The following is a 15,625-nucleotide window of genomic DNA, read 5'->3' on the forward strand; positions in this document are numbered from 1 at the left end:
GAGGTCCGGCCGGCGGGCTTGTCCGAGCGTGGGCCTACACCTGCACAACCCGACACGCGGGCCGCGGAGCGGTCGCGCCCGGGACGGGTGACGAACTCCTTACACAGTAAGTATCGTGTCCGGGGTGCTCGACGCCTCCCTCTCCTTGCCGACGCCCCGCGCGCGCCTCTCCGCCTGGGCGCGGACGAGCGACCGGCCCCTGATCGCGATGGCGCTCCTCATCGGTCTCGGCGGCGGCGTCGGGGCCGTCCTGTTCCGCGAGCTCATCATCGGCATCACGCGCCTGGTGACCGGCCGGGAGGACTACGCCGGGCTCGGGCGGGTCGCGAGCACGCACGCGCACTGGCTCGGACCGTGGTTCCTGCTGCTCGCCCCCGTCCTCGGCGGGCTGTTCTACGGCCCGCTGCTCGCCCGGTTTGCCCCCGAGGCACGCGGGCACGGCGTTCCCGAGGTCATGCTCGCGGTCGCCCGGCAGGGTGGCCGGATCCGCCCGCGCGTGGCGGTCGTCAAGGCCTTCGCGTCAGCCGCCTGCATCGGGACCGGCGGGTCGGTCGGCCGCGAGGGGCCCATCGTGCAGATCGGCTCGGCGCTGGGCTCGGCCCTTGGCCAGCTCGCCGACCTGCCCGAGCGACACCTGCGCACACTCGTGGCCTGCGGCGCCGCCGCCGGGATCTCGGCAACGTTCAACACGCCGATCGCCGGCGTGTTCTTCGCGATGGAGGTCATCCTCCGGCGCGTCGACGCATCGTCGTTCGGCCTACCCGTCGTCTCCTCGGTCGCGGCCGCCGCCGTCGGGCGCGCGGCGTTCGGCGACAAGCCGTTCCTCACCCTGCCCGCCGTCCACGTCGCCTCCGTCGCCGACTACGCGCTGTTCGCCGGTCTCGGTGTCCTGGCGACCCTGGCCGGGCTCGGCTTCGTCCGCATCCTCTACGGCACGGAGGACCTCGCCGAGCGCCTGTGGCGCGGCCCGGCGTGGGCGCGCCCGGTTGCCGGCGGCCTGCTGCTCGGCCTGCTACTGCTCGCCCTGCCGGAGATGTACGGCGTCGGCTACCCGGTGCTCTCCCGGGTCGTCGAGGGCCACGACGCCCTCGCGCTCGTGCTGCTGCTGATGGTCGCCAAGGCCGTCGCGACGAGCACGACGATTGCCATCGGCGGCTCCGGCGGCGTCTTCGCCCCGTCGCTGTTCATCGGGGCGATGCTCGGCTCCGCCTACGGCCGCACCGCGCACGCGCTCCTCGGCGGTGGTCTCATCGCCGCCTCCAGCGCCTACGGCGTCGTCGGCATGGGCGCCGTCTTCGCCGCGTGTGCCCGAGCACCGATGACCGCCGTCCTCATCCTCTTCGAGCTCACCGGCGACCCCGGCGTCATCCTCCCCGCGATGCTCGCGATCGCCACCACGGTCGCCCTCGCCGACGCCATCACGAAGGACACGATCTACACCCTCAAGCTCCGCCGCCGTGGCATCGACATCGACGCCCCCGCCGGTGAGCGCCTGCTCGCCGGCCTGCGCGTCCCCGCTCCGGCACCGGGCGGCCCGGCGCCTGTGCGGTGGGACCGCGCGCTCACCGACCTCGCAGGCCGATTCGCCGACACCGGCACGAGCACGCTCGCCGTGATGGGACCCGACCGGCAGTTCGAGGGCATCGTCACGCTCACCGACGTCGAGCAGCACCTCGACGCCGACGACGTGGCCCACCTCACCGCCGGCACAGTGCTCCGCCCCGCCCCGACCGTGCACCAGGGCGACGCGCTGCACGAGCTCCTCGACGCCCTCGCCCAGACGGGCGTCGAGTCCCTGCCGATCTTCGACCGCTCCACCGCAGGCGCCCCGACCGGCTGGCTCGGCAGCGCCGACGTGCTCGCGCTCATCCGCGGGCCCGACCGCACCCTGCCCACGCCGGTCGCGACCGGAGCGTCAGCCGCGCGTGAAGCGCAGCAGCCACCCGGCCCCGGGGAGCGGTTCCTTCTCCCCGGCTCGGGTGAGGTTGCTCAGGGCGGTGGTGACGGCGGGACGGCGGACGCCGATGAGGTGCCCGAGCGTCTCGTGCGTGAGCGCCAGCGGTAGCGCGGTCCCGTCCGCTCGCTCGCTGCCCCAGCGGGCGGCAAGCCGGGAGAGCTCGACCCGCAGGCGCTCCTCGGTGGTGCCGAGCTGGCCGATGACGCACCGCTTGACGGTTCGGCGCGAGCGCGGCAGCTCGCGCTCGAGCAACGCGATCAGCAGGGCCGGAACGCGGGCGAGCCGTGCGGTCACCCGGCCGTCCAGCACCGCGAGCCGGGCCGGTGAGATCCCCCGCCAGTCGGCGGCGAACGGCGGGTCGGTGGCGCACCACGGCCGCAGCAGATCACCGGCCCCGAGCAGCTCGGCCGCCGCCCGGCGGCCGAACGCGACGCGGCGCAGGACCTGGCCGCCGACCAGGAGCAGGCCGAGCGGCCGCCCGCCCTCCGGTGCCGGGGGGCGGCGCCCACGCGCCCGCGGGCACGCGCAGCACGCGAACGTCGAGGCTGGCTCGCGCCGCCTGCGCCTCGGGCGGTGCGAGGACCGCGCCGAGGCCGGCGTCGAGATCGAGGAGGTTCGCGACCGACGGAGGCATCGCCCCCGCAACCGGCGCGCGCGCCGATGGATGCGCCGACCCGGCGCGCGGGCCTCCCGGCGGGGGTCAGCGCGACGCGCAGCGATACGGGGCGGTGGCCGTGACCGCCCGGGCGGCGATCGTGCCGTCGTCGGCGACAGTCGCGTACGAGGTCGTGGACGTCAGGCTGCCGAGCGGGGCCGGCAGCGTGAGCGTCTGCCCCGGGCTGACGTCCGCGGCCATCTCGCCCGTCCCCAGATCCACGCCGTCGACCGTCCGCGCGTAGGCCAGCGTCGCGACCGGAGGCAGGTGCCGGCCGGCCTTGCCGCACACGGCGGCGGCGTCGGCGAACGTCGCCGCGGTGCGGGCGGCCTTCTCGATGCAGCCGTCGGCGGCGACGACCATGTCGGCCGCACAGGTGACGCCGCCGGTCTGGGCGGCGGCGATCAGCGCCTTGCTCGACAGGCCGCCGACCGTGGCGGCGTCGAGGCCGGCGGACTGCGCGCCTCGGCGATGAGGTCGGTCGCGTGCCGGCCGTCGAGGCGGTCGGCGTTGAGCCCGATGGCGACCGCGGTGGCGTTCGTCACGAACGGCGCGGCACGCGGGTTGGGGGTCAGGAGGCTCGCGCCGGACTGGAAGACGCCGCCGATGGGGCCGGAGTCGAAGGCGAAGTCGAACGCCTTGCCGCCGCGGAGGTTGTTCACCCGCAGGCACGGCGTCGATCGCGCCGGGTCGCCGAGCGCCCCGAGGTCGAGGCTCGAGCGGCACCCGTAGATCGCCCCGCCGCCGGCGCCGGTGTTGGACTGCCGCGTCCCGTAGGCGTCCTTGCCGGTCGCGGCGATGATCTCGGTCTCGTGCGTGGCGGTGCTGCCGCCGCGCGGGTTGCGTACGCCGAGTCCGACGGGGTCGGCCGCGAGCGCGAGCGGCGCGGCGACGAACATGGCGAGGGTGACGGCGGCGGCGAGCCGCGCGGAGCGGGATGATCTGGGCATCGCCCCGGGGACCCCGCGCCGTCCGCGCCCGACCGGCGGCATGTCCGCTGCCGGACAGTCCGCCCGGACGACGGGCGCCCGTGCCGCACCCCGGTAGCGTCCCCGTCGTGCCGCGTTACGTCCCGCTCTTCTGGCGGCTGTTCATCCCGAACGCGATTGTGCTCGGTGTCGCCTGCGTCGTGCTCATCCTCGAACCCGCGAACGGGCGGGTGCCCGCCCTCGTCGGCGGCCTGATCGTGCTCGTGCTCGTCGACCTCGTCCTCATGCGCCGCGCGTTCGGGCCGCTGGAGCGGCTCACCGAGCTCATGCGACGCGTGGACCCGCTGCGGCCCGGCGCCCGGATCCCGCCGCCCGGCCCGGCCTCGGAGGTCTCCGTCCTCGCCGCCGCGTTCAACGACATGCTCGACCGCCTGGAGGACGAGCGCCGCGACAGCGCACGGCGCATGCTCGACGAGCGCGAGGACGAGCGGCGCCGGATCGCCGACGAGCTCCACGACCAGATCGGGCAGCACCTGACCGCGATCGCGCTCCAGGCCGCGCGCAGCGCCGACACCGCGGACGAGGACGCTGCGCGGCAGCTCCGGACGATCCACGACGGGCTCCTGGTCGGGATCGAGGACGTCCGGCGCCTCGCGCGCGAGCTCAGGCCGGAGGGCCTCGACGCCCTCGGCCTCGTGCCCGCCCTCGTCAACATGCTCGAGCGCCTGTCGCAGACGACGGGCGTGCGCGTCGTCCGTGACCTGCAGCGTGACCTCCCGCCGCTGACGACCAACGCCCAGATCGTCATCTACCGCGTCGCCCAGGAGAGCTGCACGAACGCGATCCGCCACGGCGCGCCGCAGACCGTCTGGGTCACGCTCGCGGCCGACGGCGCCCAGGTGTCGCTGACCGTCGCCGACGACGGCCGCGGCTTCCCCGCCTCCGGCGCCGAGGGCAGTGGCGGCATCCGCACCATGCGCGAGCGCGCCGTCCTGCTCGGCGCCGACCTGACGATCGGCGCCCGGCCCGGGGGCTCCGGGACCCGCGTCGACCTCCGCTTCGACCCCGTCCGCGCATGAGCCTCATCCGCATCCTCCTCGCCGATGACCACGCGCTGGTCCGCCACGGGCTGCGGCTCACCCTCGAGGCCGAGCCCGACTTCCTCGTCGCCGCCGAGGCCGCCGACGGCGCCGCGGCCGTGCGCGAGGTGCTCAGCCAGCCGATCGACCTCGCCGTCCTCGACGTGTCGATGCCGCTGCTCACCGGGCTGCAGGCCGCGCGCCAGCTCAGCGAGCAGCGACCGGACCTGAAGATCCTCATGCTCTCGATGCACGACAACGAGCAGTTCTTCTTCGAGGCGCTGCGCGCCGGGGCGTCCGGCTACGTCCTGAAGTCCGCCGCCCACCAGGACCTCGTCGCGGCGTGCCGCGGGGCCCTGCGCGGTGAGCCGTTCCTCTACCCGCGAGGCGTCGCGGCGCTCGTCCGCGAGTACCTCGAGCGCGGCCCCGACGCCGAACTCCCCGACCCGCTCTCCGGGCGCGAGACCGAGGTCGTGAAGCTCATCGCCGAAGGGCTCTCCGGCCGCGAGATCGCCGACCTCCTCCACATCTCCGAGAAGACCGTCGAGCGGCATCGCAGCAACGTCCTGGACAAGCTCGGGCTCCGCGACCGGGTGGCGCTCACCCGGTACGCGATCCGCCGCGGCCTCGTCGAGCCCTGACCGCCGGATGGGGGTCGACCCCCACGCCGCGCGCTCCGGGGCGTGGCCACAGTGGATGCACGGCCGGTCCGCCCGGCGCGTCCATCCGTGCGCCCCGGTCAGCGGCGCCACCCCTCATGTCCCGATTCAGACTGCTCCTCGCCGCCGCCCTGCTCTGCACCCTCGTCGCCGCCGGCAAGGCCGACGCCCGCATCCCGATCCGGGTCGGGATCTCCGAGCAGCAGGCCGCGATGTTCGACCAGAGCGCCTACCAGCGCCTGCACATCCACCACGTCCGGTACTTCGTGCCGTGGAACGTCATGGAGCACCGCGACCAGCGGCTGCTCGCCCGCAACTACGTCAAGCACGCGCGTGCCGCCGGCGCGCAGGTGCTGCTGCACCTCTCGACCGACGACTACCGCTCCAAGCGCGGCCACCTGCCGAGCGTGCGCGAGTACCGCACCCAGGTCCGCCGGCTCGTGCCGTACTTCCGGCACCTCCGCGTCCGCGACTTCGGCGTCTGGAACGAGGCGAACCACGCCAGCGAGCCGACGTACCGCAGCCCCACCCGGGCGGCGGACTTCTTCCGCGAGATGTACCGCGCCGTCAAGGGGCGCTGCCGCAGCTGCGGCGTCGTCGCGCTCGACGTCCTGGACCAGCGCGGCGTGGAGAAGTACATGCGCAGCTTCTTCCGCCATCTCTCGCCGACCTACCGCCACCGCGCGACGATCATCGGCCTGCACAACTACGGGGACGTCAACCGCCGGCGGACGACCTACACGCGCTCGATGATCCGCCAGGCGCACCACTACAGCCCGCACGCCCGCATCTGGCTGACGGAGACCGGCGGCCTCGTGAAGCTCGGGACGAGCTTCCCGTACAGCCCGACCCGGGCCGCACACCGGCTGAGCACGATGTTCAGCCTCGCGAATCGCTTCCGGCGCAGCGGCATCGACCGCCTGTACATCTACAACTGGACGGGCACCGGCCGTGACGCCCGGTTCGACGCCGGCCTTACCGACCCCGACGGCACGCCGCGACCGGGCTACACGTACGTCCGCCGCAAGCTCGCGGGCTACCTGCGGTGAAACCGGTCACCTCCATCCGGACCGGGCGCCGCGCCGCGGCGCCCGCGCTCGCGCTCGTCCTCGCCGCGATCCTCCTCGGGGCGGGCCTCGGCCGGCCGGCGCTCGCGGACGCGTCCCGCACGCAGCGCACCCTGTTCGAGGCCCCGCGGGAGCTCCTCGGGCCCGACCAGGCGCTCCGCACCCGCACGCTCGCCGAGCTCCGCTCCCTCGGGGTCCGCGACCTGCGGATCGTCCTGTACTGGAAGGACGTCGCCCCGGACCCCGGCAGCCGCAGCGTGCCCGGCTTCCACGAGCGCGACCCCGCCGCCTACGACTGGGGCCATTACGCGCCGGCGATCGACCAGGCGGCCGCCGCCGGCCTCCGGGTGCTGCTGACCGTCACCGGCCCGGTCCCCCGCTGGGCGACGGCCGCCCGCCGCGACCAGGTCACGCGGCCAAGCCCCCAGCACTACCAGCGGTTCTTCGAGGCCGTCGCCCGCCGCTTCGGCGCCGAGGTCGACCGCTTCTCCGTCTGGAACGAGCCGAACCACCCCGCGTTCCTCATGCCGCAGTTCGTCCACGGCCACGCGGCGTCCGGCGCGATCTATCGCCGGCTGTACGTCGCGGCGCGCCGCGGCCTGAAGGCGGCCGGGCGCTCCCGGCAGCCGCTGCTCTTCGGCGAGACGGCCCCCCGTGGCACCTCCCACGTCGTCGCGCCGCTGCGGTTCCTGCGCCAGGCGCTCTGCCTCACGAGCGCCTACCACCGGCGACGCTCCTGCCGACGCCTCTCGGTGACCGCGGTCGCGCACCACCCGTACACGACGAAGGCCGGCCCGTCGTTCGTCCCGCCTGACCGCGACGACGTGACGATCGGGGTGCTGCACCGCCTGAGCACGTTCCTCGCGCGCGCCGAGCGCGCCCGCGCCCTCACGCCGGGCACCCGGATCGCGCTCACCGAGTTCGGCATCCAGTCCCGGCCCGACCCGTACGTGGGGGTCTCCCTCACCCGCCAGGCCGCCTACCGCGCGCGGAGCGAGCAGCTCGCCTACGAGCAGCCGCGCGTGGACACCTTCGCGCAGTACCTGCTGCGCGACGACGACCCCCGGCCCGGGCCCGCCGCGTCCCGGTACTCGGGCTTCGAGTCCGGGCTGCGGACCTCCGCCGGCGCGGCGAAGCCGGCGTACGCCGGGTTCCGCCTCCCGCTCGTCGCGCGCCGCTCGGGCCGGGGTCTCGTCTCCCTCTGGGGCCTCGTCCGGCCCGCCGCCGCGGCGACGACGGTGACGATCGACGTCCTCGACCGCGGCGAGCATCAGTGGCACACGCTCAAGCACGTGCGGACGTCCTCGCGCGGGTGGTGGCGGAGCCGGACCCGGCGCACGGCCGGCCGCCGGTACCGCGTGCGCTGGACCGATCAGGCCGGCGTCACGTGAGCCAGCCCGCGCACGGTGCCGCACGGCTGAGGCCGGCCCGCCCGGCGGCGCGGCCGGGTGTGGGACGCTCCCGCCCCGGCGCCGATGAGTTCGGCCTCGCGGCCGCCGTCCTCACCGCGACCGCCAGGCGTCCCCGGGCCGCCACCTCGACCAGGAGCACCAATGACCAGGATCATCGTCACCGCATTCGTCTCCGCCGACGGCGTCATGGAGGCGCCCGGCGGCGAGGCCGGCTATCGCAACGCCGGCTGGACCTTCAAGGACGTCGAGTTCGATCCCGCGGCGTACGAGCTGAAGGGACGCGAGCAGGAGGAGGCCGGCGGGCTGCTCCTCGGCCGCCACAGCTACGAGGCGTTCGCGCCGGTCTGGCCGACGATGGACGACTTCGCCCGCTACAACGCGCTGCCGCGGTACGTCGTCTCGCGCACGCTCGAGGCCGAGGACGACCGCTGGCCGGCCACGATCCTCCGCTCGCTCGACGAGGTCGCGGCGCTGAAGGCGCAGGACGGGCCGCCGCTGCTCGTCCACGGCAGCGCGGAGCTCGGCGCCGCGCTCGCCGACGCCGGGCTCGTCGACCGGTACCACCTGCTCGTCTTCCCGCTCCTCCTCGGCGCCGGCAAGCGGCTGTTCAGCGCCGCGGACAAGGACACCGAGCGCCTCGCCCTCGTCGAGCACGACGTGTACGGGAACGGCGTGATGAAGCAGGTCTGGGACGTCGTCCGCTAGTGTTCTGATCGGTTAGTTTCGTTGCAGCGGATGGCGATGGATTCGAGGATCTCGTCGCTGCTCTTGGTCCAGGTGAACGGTTTGGGGTCCTCGTTCCAGGTCGCGACCCAGTTGGTGATGTCCATGTTCAGCTTGCGAACTGAGCGATGAGCTGAGCGCTGCAGCAGCTTGCGGGTCAGCTCGGCAAACCAGCGCTCGACGAGGTTGATCCAGCTGCTGCTGGTCGGGGTGAAGTGCAGCACGAACCGGGGGTGCGCTTTGAGCCAGCGCTGGATTGCCGGGGTCTTGTGCGTGCTGCTGTTGTCGAGGACCAGGTGCACGTCCAGGTCGGCCGGGACGGCCTTGTCGATGCGCTGAAGGAACTTCTTGAACTCGACGGCGCGGTGGCGCTGGTGCAGTGCGCTGATGACCTGCCCGCTTCTCACGTCCAGCGCGGCGTAGAGGCTTGAGGTCCCGAAGCGCTTGTAGTCGTGGGTCACGCGCTCAGGGGTCCCGGGGCGCATCGGCAGGATCGGGGCGGTGCGGTCCAGTGCCTGGATCTGGGACTTCTCATCAACGCACAGCACGACAGCTCTTTCGGGCGGGTTGAGGTAGAGGCCGACGACGTCGTGGACCTTGTCGACGAACAACGGATCCTTGGACAGCTTCCACTTCTCCTGGCGGTGCGGCTGCAACCCGTACGCGTGCCAGATCCGCAGGACCGCGTTCTGCGTCAGGCCGGCCTCCTTGGCCATCGACCGCGTCGACCAGTGCGTGGCGTCCTTGGGCGTGGACTCCAAAGTCTTGACCACCACCGCCTCCACATCCTCATCGGTGATCGTCCGCGGGCGCCCCGGACACGGCTCATCCAGCAGCCCGTCCACGCGCCGCTCGACAAACCTGTTGCGCCACCGCGTGACCGTCGGCCGGCTCACACGCAACCGCTGCGCGATCTCCGTGTTCGTCCGCCCGGCCGCCGCCTCCAACACGATCTGTGAGCGCTGCGCCAACCCCCGGGCGCTCTTGCGGCGCCGCGCGAAGCCCTCCAGAACGGCGCGCTCCTGGTCGGTCAACACGATCTCACGGGCGGCAGCGATAGGCATGAAGTATCCATGCCCCCGCTGCAACAGAACTAATCAATCAGGACACTAGCGGGCAGGCCATGCTGATCTTCTCGATGAGCGTCTCGCTCGACGGGTTCGTCAACGACCGCGACGGCGACTTCGGGTGGACGCCCCCGACCGACGAGCTGTTCCGGTTCCACCTCGAGCAGGTGAGCGGGCTCGGCGCCTACCTGCTCGGCCGCCGGCTCTACGAGACCATGCGCGTCTGGGAGACCGACCCGTCGCTGCGCACCGACGAGGACCGCAGCGCGTTCGCGGACGTCTGGTGCGCCCTCCCCAAGGTCGTCTTCAGCCGGACGCTCGACCGCGTCGAGGGCAACGCCCGGCTCGCCGAGGGGGCGGTCGCCGACGAGGTGCAGGCGGCGCTCGCCGCGACCGGCAAGGACGTCGCGATCGGGGGGCCCGGCCTGGCCGCGCCCGCAATCGAGGCGGGCCTCGTCGACGAGCTGCGCCTTTTCCGCCACCCGGTCGTCGTCGGCGACGGCACGCCGTACCTGCCGCCGGTCACGGACCCGATCCTCCTGGACCTCGTCGAGACGCGGACGTTCGGCGGACAGGTCGTCCTCGAGCGCTACCACCGGATCCGCGACCGGTCGCGCTGACGCCCGCGGCCCCTCCCGCTCGGGTCGAGGGGCCTCAGGCCGGCGGGGTCAGCAGGTCCACCGTCCCGTCGAACTGCCAGAGCGGGTTCGGGGCGTCGCCGGTGGCGGTGCGGACCTGGAAGAAGCCGTTGACCTCCTGCGGCCCGTCCCCGTCGGCGACGAACCGGCCGTCGGGGGTGACCTCGAGCTGGTAGATCGCCGAGCCGGTCGCCGCCGACCCGGGAAGGTGCCACGTGACGACGCAGCGCCAGTCGTTGCCGGGACCGACGTCGCGGGCCCGGACGCCGCCCCGGTCGCAGGCGGCGCCGGCCCGCAGCTGCGCCTCCGTCACGGCCGGGCGGTGCAGCTCGGCCGTCTGCAGGCGGTACAGGTGGGCCCAGGCCGTCGCGAGCGAGCGGTCGAGCTTCGCCCGGTCGATCCCGGACCCGGACGCCGGCGTCGTGCCCGCGACGAGCCCGGCGGTGACGGCGAGGAGCGCGACGAGCGGCAGGACCGCGCGCAGGAGCAGGCGGCGACCCGCCCCGTCATAGGCGAGGTCGGTGAAGTCACGGCGCAGGAAGAGCAGGTACGCCAGGACGGAGGCGCCGGCCGCCCAGGCGAGGCCGACCGCGACGCCGGCGAGGACCGGGCCCGTCTGGACGGGGTCGGTGAAGAGCCCGCGCCAGGCGATGAACCCGTAGCTCGGCAGCGAGACGCGCACGACGACCGGCAGCGGGAGGAGCTGCGCGATCTGCAGCGCGAGGGCGAGGAGCGCCGGCATGAGCAGCCCGAGGGGCGAGCGCCCGAGCGCCACCGAGCCGAGCAGCCCGACCGCGGCGAAGGCGAGCGTCGGCGCGAGCGCGAGCACCCACGCCAGCAGCACCGCGCCGGCGGCGTCCCCCGGCGCGAGCAGGTGGCCGTCGAGCCCGACGAGCGGCCGGCTGCCGACCGCCGCGAGCCCGCCGGCGATGCTCGAGGCCGCGAGGCCCGTCACGAGCAGGAGGATGACCGTGAGGCTCGCGAGCGCCTTCGCGGCGAAGATCCGCTGCGGCGATCGCACGGCGACGAACAGGTGCCGCCACGTGCCGAGCCGGTCCTCGGCGGCGAAGACGTCCCCGGCGACGACTGAGGTGAGCAGCGGCAGCACCCAGCTGCAGGAGAGCGTCAGGACGACGAGCGCGCCGGCCCAGCCGCTCTGCCCCATCCAGCGGCCGAAGACGGTGTCGGCGGGCAGCGAGCTCTGCGTGCTGATGACCGCGACGAGCAGCGCCGGGCCGAGCCAGCAGGCCAGGAGCGCGACGCGGACGGGCCACTGGGCCAGGAGCTTGACGAGCTCGAAGCGGTAGCCGCGCCCGACCCGGGGTGGCCGCGCGTCGACCCGGCCCGGCGGCGCGACCGCCTCCGCGACGCTCACCGCCTTCCCTCCCCGTGCGACCCGTCCGCGCGCGCGGCCGCCGCCGTCAGCGCGAGGAACGCCGCCTCGAGCGGCGCCACAACCGGCGCGAGCTCGCGCACGCCGACGCCCGCGCCCACCAGGCGCGTGACGAGGTCGTCGAGCACCGGCCCCCGCGCGCGGACGAGGAGGACGTCGCCCTCGCGCTGCGGGCCGCTGCCGCCGGGCAGGACCCCGAGCCCGGGCGTGCCCGCCGCGATCACCCGGGCCGCCGCCGGGTCGGAGGTCCGCAGGCGGTAGTCGAGCTCGTCGGCCCCGGCGGCGAGCTCGCCGACCGGGCCGGAGAAGACGATGCGCCCGGTCGCCAGCAGCGTGACCGTGCCGCACAGCGCGGCGAGGTCGTCCATCCGGTGGCTCGAGAGGACGACCGCCGTGCCCTGCCCGGCCAGCCGCGTGAGCACCCGGTGCACCTGGGCCTTGCCCGCGGGGTCCAGGCCGTTCGCCGGTTCGTCGAGGACGAGCAGGAGCGGTCGCGAGAGCAACGCGGCGGCGAGCCCGAGGCGCTGGCGCATGCCGAGCGAGAAGCCGCGGACGCGGTCGTCGGCGACCCCGAGGAGCCCAACCTGCTCGAGCGCGTCGGCGACGCCCGCCGGCCCGTCGCCCCGCAGGCGGGCCAGCGCATCGAGGTTCTGCCGCGCCGTGAGCGCGGGATACAGGCCCGGCCCGTCGACGAACCCCGCGACGCCATCGGGGAGCGCGAGCCCCCGCCGGACCGGACGGCCGAGGACCTCGAGGTCGCCGCCGTCGGCCCGGGTCAGCCCGAGCAGCAGGCCGAGGAGCGTCGTCTTCCCCGCCCCGTTCGGCCCGACGAGACCGTGGATCTCACCGCGCGACACGGCGAGGTCGACGCCGTCGAGGGCGACGACGTCCCCGAAGGCCTTCGTGAGCCCCCGCGCGCGCACCGCACGCGCGGACGGCCCGCCGGTGCTCCGGCGGGCCGTCGTGTCCTCGCGGGGAGGCGCGGTTGTCCCGGGACCGGTCAGCGCGTGTCCGAGCTCGGGATGCGCCCACCGGGCACGTGCGACGGCACGTAGACCTTCGCGTCGCCGGGGTACGGCACCTTCCAGCGGTGGCTCGCGTACCACGTGTACCGGTTCATCTGCGCGGGGTTTGCGTAGTCCGGGACGGCGCCGTTGCCGGTCGTGCGCTGCTTCGCGAGCCACGAGCGCCAGGCGGCGGCCAGGGCCCGCGCGTCGGCGGGGACGACGGCCGCCCGGACCTGGGCGCGGCGCACCGCGGCCGCCCGGGTCCCGGACTGGCCGAGCGTGTCCACGCCGCACGCCGGCGGGGTGGCGACGCCCTCGGTCAGCGGCACCTGGTTCGGCACCGCGGTGAACGGCGTGTCGTCCGGCTTCTTCGTGAACGCGCCGTACATCGGCGTCGCCGCGGCGAGCTTCGCGTTCAGCGGCTGCGCACCGAGGATCTGCTCGATGGTCCGCACCATGTTGATCTGCGAGTAGTACGTGCTGTCGACGACGCCGTGCACGGCCCACGGGCTGATGATCTGGATCGGCGCGCGGTGCCCGTCGACGTGATCGGCCCCGGCCTGGCTGTCGTCCTCGACCACGAAGATCGCGGAGTCCTTCCAGTACCTGCTGTGGGAGATCTCGTCGACGATCTTCCCGACCGCGAGGTCACCGTCGGCGACCTGCGCGCGCGGGTCCGCCGTCCCACCCGTGTGGTCGCTGGAGAGCCACACCATGTTGAGGTTCGCCGGCCCGTTCTTCTCGAACTCCTGCTTCCAGATCTGGTAGCGGTAGATGTCCGGGATCGCCGTGTCGAACGGCGGGGACGTCGGGTTCGTGATCGCGTTGAGCGACGGGATGACCGAGCCGTAGTCGCCCTTCAGCTCCGGCGACGTCAGCTGCGCGGGGTCGCCCCCGGCGTCGACGCTCCTGGACGCGCAGTAGTACTGCTGCCACGTCCCGGACGGCTTGCCCTCGGTGTAGAGGAACTCGCCGTAGTTGCGGGCGGAGTTGCCCGCGTCCTGCACCGCCGTCCACAGGAAGCCCGAGCGCTGGTGACCGAGCACGTCCTCCTCCGTGTCGTAGGAGCGGACGTACTCGCCGGCGGACGACTCGGTGTACTCGGGGTTGTCGCCCTGCATGAGCCAGTTGTGGCCCTCGGCGGAGTTCGTCCCGACGTCGTAGGTGTTGTCGTAGAGCCCGAACTGCTTGGCCAGCGCGTGCTGGTTCGGCGTGACCGTCGCGCCGAACTGCGCGAGGCTCGGGTCACCGTTGCCCGCGGGGATGTCGCCGTAGACCTGGTCGTACGTGCGGTTCTCCTTCACGAGCAGGAAGACGTGCTTGATCGTGGAGGGGTCGCCGATCCGCGACGGCACCGGCACGGCGTGCTGCTTGTCGCCCCGGGCCTGCTTGACGTCGGTGTTCCCCCAGCCGTTCTGCGTGAAGACGGTCTCGGTGGCGTCGGCGATCTCCGCGTCGCTCGGGAGGGTGAAGCGGGTGAGGGACGCGGTCGTGCCGTGCGTGCCGTGCCCCACCGCGGGCGTCGTGTTCGGACCGGCGTTGAACGAGAGGTTGGGCCCGCGGGCGTCGATGCCGCGGGTGTTCGTGACGATGACCTTGCCGCCGACGGTCGCCACCTCGGCGGGGTAGTAGTCGGTCGGCAGCAGCCCGATCGCGTTCACCGGCTGCTGCGGGTCGCCGTGGTACCGGTAGACCGCGACGGCGTTCGCGCCCGCGAGTGTCACGAGCAGGTGCCCGTCGTCGGTCATCGCGATCCCGGAGGGCGCGTAGCCGACCTTCGCCGACGGCCACGGCCGCGTCTCGATCGTCTGGACGACCGCGTCCTTGCTCGTGTCGATGACCGAGACGGTGTCGTCGTTCGTGTTGGCCACGAAGAGCGCCTGGTCCTTGACGTACATCGCGGTCGGGTGCAGCCCGACCGGGATCGATCCCACCGGCGCCGACGGGCTGGCGGTGTCGATGACGCTGACGGTGCCGGTCGTCGAGGTCCCCTTGTAGCCGTCGGCCGGGACCGCGGTGCCGTAGGAGTCCATCGTCGTGTCGCCGGCCTGGGCCTGGCGACCGCCCTCGTTCGTCACGTAGAGCTTGTCGCCGACGAACTTCAGCTGGCGCGGCGCGATGCCGACGTTCCACGTCTGCTCGACCGCGCCGGTGGCGGGATCGAGCGCGAGGACGGTGTTCTGCCCGTTGACCGCCGCGTAGAGCGTCGAGCCGTCGGGCGAGTAGGCGGTCTGCCCCACGAGCGCGGAGTGGCCGTCCACCTTCGGGAGCGCCACGACCGTCGGCGCTCCGAGGCTGCCGTCGGGGTTCACGGGGAAGCGGCTGAGCCCGTCCTGCTGGGACAGCCAGAGCGTCTTGCCGTCGGGCGAGAACGTCGGGCCCTCCTGGCCGACGGTCCTGGTCGTCAGCTTCTGGTTCACGCCGGCGGCGCTGCCGACGGTCCAGACGAGCTTGTACGTCGAGAGGTCGAAGACCTGGAGGACGACCGACCGATCCGTGCTGGTGGCGGCGAGGAACCGCCCGTCGGGGCTGACCGCCGAGCTCATGAACTTGCCGTACTGGGTGAGCAGGCGGTCGCCGATCGGCTTCAGGATCTGGTTGTCGGAGACCTGGATCCCCGCGGCGTACTCGGTGCCGACCTGGTTGTGACCGAAGAGCTCGGTCGAGGCGTAGGTGGCGGCCGCGCCGACGAGGGCGACCGTGGCGACGCCGGCGGCGACGAGGCGCCGGCGCTGCCCGGCGACGGCGGTGAGCCCGCGGCGGGCGCCGTCGGCGGGCCGGTGTCGGCGGGTGACCTGCGGACCTGCTGCTTCGGTGCTGCCCGGTGTGCGGGACCGGTCGAGCATGATGGTGTACCCCTTGGTTGGACGTGGGAGACGCGGCCGCGGGATCGTCCGGGCTGCCGCCGAGCGAGCGGTGACCGGCTCGTGAACCACCCCAGGACGGTCACCGGGCTGACGACGCCGCCCCGTCCGATGTCGAGAAGCTGTGAACGACTCCGCTCACCGAGTGAACCGCCGCGACCGGCGCGGCACCCGA

At 73.8% G+C, this 15,625-nt stretch carries 13 protein-coding genes; 7 read left to right on the forward strand and 6 right to left on the reverse strand.

Translation table 11 applies throughout. From position 1 onward, the window contains the following. Positions 1–124: 124 nt before the first annotated feature. Entirely contained in the window at positions 125–2,065 is a 1,941-nt protein-coding gene (locus NBH00_RS16960; protein WP_254569777.1) for a chloride channel protein, read from the forward strand. Positions 2,066–2,657: 592 nt separating this feature from the next. Here the strand turns inward: NBH00_RS16960 and NBH00_RS16965 are convergent. Beyond that, positions 2,658–2,975, reverse strand: a complete 318-nt coding sequence (locus NBH00_RS16965; RefSeq protein ID WP_254569778.1) for a hypothetical protein — start codon at positions 2,973–2,975, stop codon at positions 2,658–2,660. A gap of 41 nt (positions 2,976–3,016) precedes the next feature. Next, the gene (locus tag NBH00_RS16970; RefSeq protein ID WP_254569779.1) at positions 3,017–3,562 is read right to left on the reverse strand and encodes a hypothetical protein; all 546 of its coding nucleotides are present in this window, start codon (positions 3,560–3,562) and stop codon (positions 3,017–3,019) included. A 107-nt stretch (positions 3,563–3,669) separates the two neighbouring features. Here NBH00_RS16970 and NBH00_RS16975 point away from each other — a divergent pair, with 107 nt between their 5' ends. From NBH00_RS16975 to NBH00_RS16995, 5 genes are all read left to right on the forward strand, one after another. Further along, on the forward strand, positions 3,670–4,620 hold the full coding sequence (locus NBH00_RS16975; protein WP_254569780.1) for a HAMP domain-containing sensor histidine kinase: 951 nt from the start codon (positions 3,670–3,672) through the stop codon (positions 4,618–4,620). Next, positions 4,617–5,261 carry a response regulator gene (locus NBH00_RS16980; protein WP_254569781.1) on the forward strand — a complete coding sequence of 215 codons (645 nt, stop codon included), beginning with the start codon at positions 4,617–4,619 and terminating at the stop codon, positions 5,259–5,261. Before NBH00_RS16975 ends, NBH00_RS16980 begins: the two co-directional genes overlap by 4 nt. 116 nt (positions 5,262–5,377) lie before the next feature. After that, positions 5,378–6,328, forward strand: coding sequence for a glycosyl hydrolase (locus NBH00_RS16985; protein ID WP_254569782.1), 951 nt, complete (start codon positions 5,378–5,380; stop codon positions 6,326–6,328). Continuing rightward, complete coding sequence (locus NBH00_RS16990; RefSeq protein ID WP_254569783.1) at positions 6,325–7,737, forward strand: hypothetical protein; 1,413 nt, start codon at positions 6,325–6,327, stop codon at positions 7,735–7,737. The genes NBH00_RS16985 and NBH00_RS16990 overlap by 4 nt, the downstream gene beginning before the upstream one ends. A 162-nt stretch (positions 7,738–7,899) precedes the next feature. Continuing rightward, a complete protein-coding gene (locus NBH00_RS16995; protein WP_254569784.1) occupies positions 7,900–8,463 on the forward strand; it encodes a dihydrofolate reductase family protein in 564 nt (187 codons plus the stop codon). Here the strand turns inward: NBH00_RS16995 and NBH00_RS17000 are convergent. Beyond that, positions 8,460–9,545 (reverse strand): IS630 family transposase, encoded by a 1,086-nt coding sequence (locus NBH00_RS17000; protein ID WP_254569785.1) that lies wholly within the window; start codon positions 9,543–9,545, stop codon positions 8,460–8,462. The two genes, NBH00_RS16995 and NBH00_RS17000, sit on opposite strands and share 4 nt — an antisense overlap. A 59-nt stretch (positions 9,546–9,604) precedes the next feature. Between NBH00_RS17000 and NBH00_RS17005 the strand changes: the two genes are divergently transcribed. Then, positions 9,605–10,168 (forward strand): dihydrofolate reductase family protein, encoded by a 564-nt coding sequence (locus tag NBH00_RS17005; protein ID WP_254569786.1) that lies wholly within the window; start codon positions 9,605–9,607, stop codon positions 10,166–10,168. Between the two features lie 34 nt (positions 10,169–10,202). On the opposite strand, the gene NBH00_RS17010 is transcribed toward NBH00_RS17005, so the two are convergent. The 3 genes from NBH00_RS17010 to NBH00_RS17020 form a co-directional block, all read right to left on the reverse strand. Beyond that, on the reverse strand, positions 10,203–11,561 hold the full coding sequence (locus NBH00_RS17010) for an ABC transporter permease (RefSeq protein WP_254569787.1): 1,359 nt from the start codon (positions 11,559–11,561) through the stop codon (positions 10,203–10,205). Beyond that, positions 11,558–12,502 (reverse strand): ABC transporter ATP-binding protein, encoded by a 945-nt coding sequence (locus NBH00_RS17015; RefSeq protein ID WP_254569788.1) that lies wholly within the window; start codon positions 12,500–12,502, stop codon positions 11,558–11,560. The genes NBH00_RS17010 and NBH00_RS17015 overlap by 4 nt, the downstream gene beginning before the upstream one ends. A gap of 77 nt (positions 12,503–12,579) precedes the next feature. Continuing rightward, positions 12,580–15,432, reverse strand: a complete 2,853-nt coding sequence (locus tag NBH00_RS17020; RefSeq protein WP_254569789.1) for a bifunctional YncE/alkaline phosphatase family protein — start codon at positions 15,430–15,432, stop codon at positions 12,580–12,582. Positions 15,433–15,625: the final 193 nt, after the last annotated feature.

Origin of the sequence: Paraconexibacter antarcticus (genome assembly GCF_024220175.1) — a bacterium.
GTDB lineage: Bacteria > Actinomycetota > Thermoleophilia > Solirubrobacterales > Solirubrobacteraceae > Paraconexibacter > Paraconexibacter antarcticus.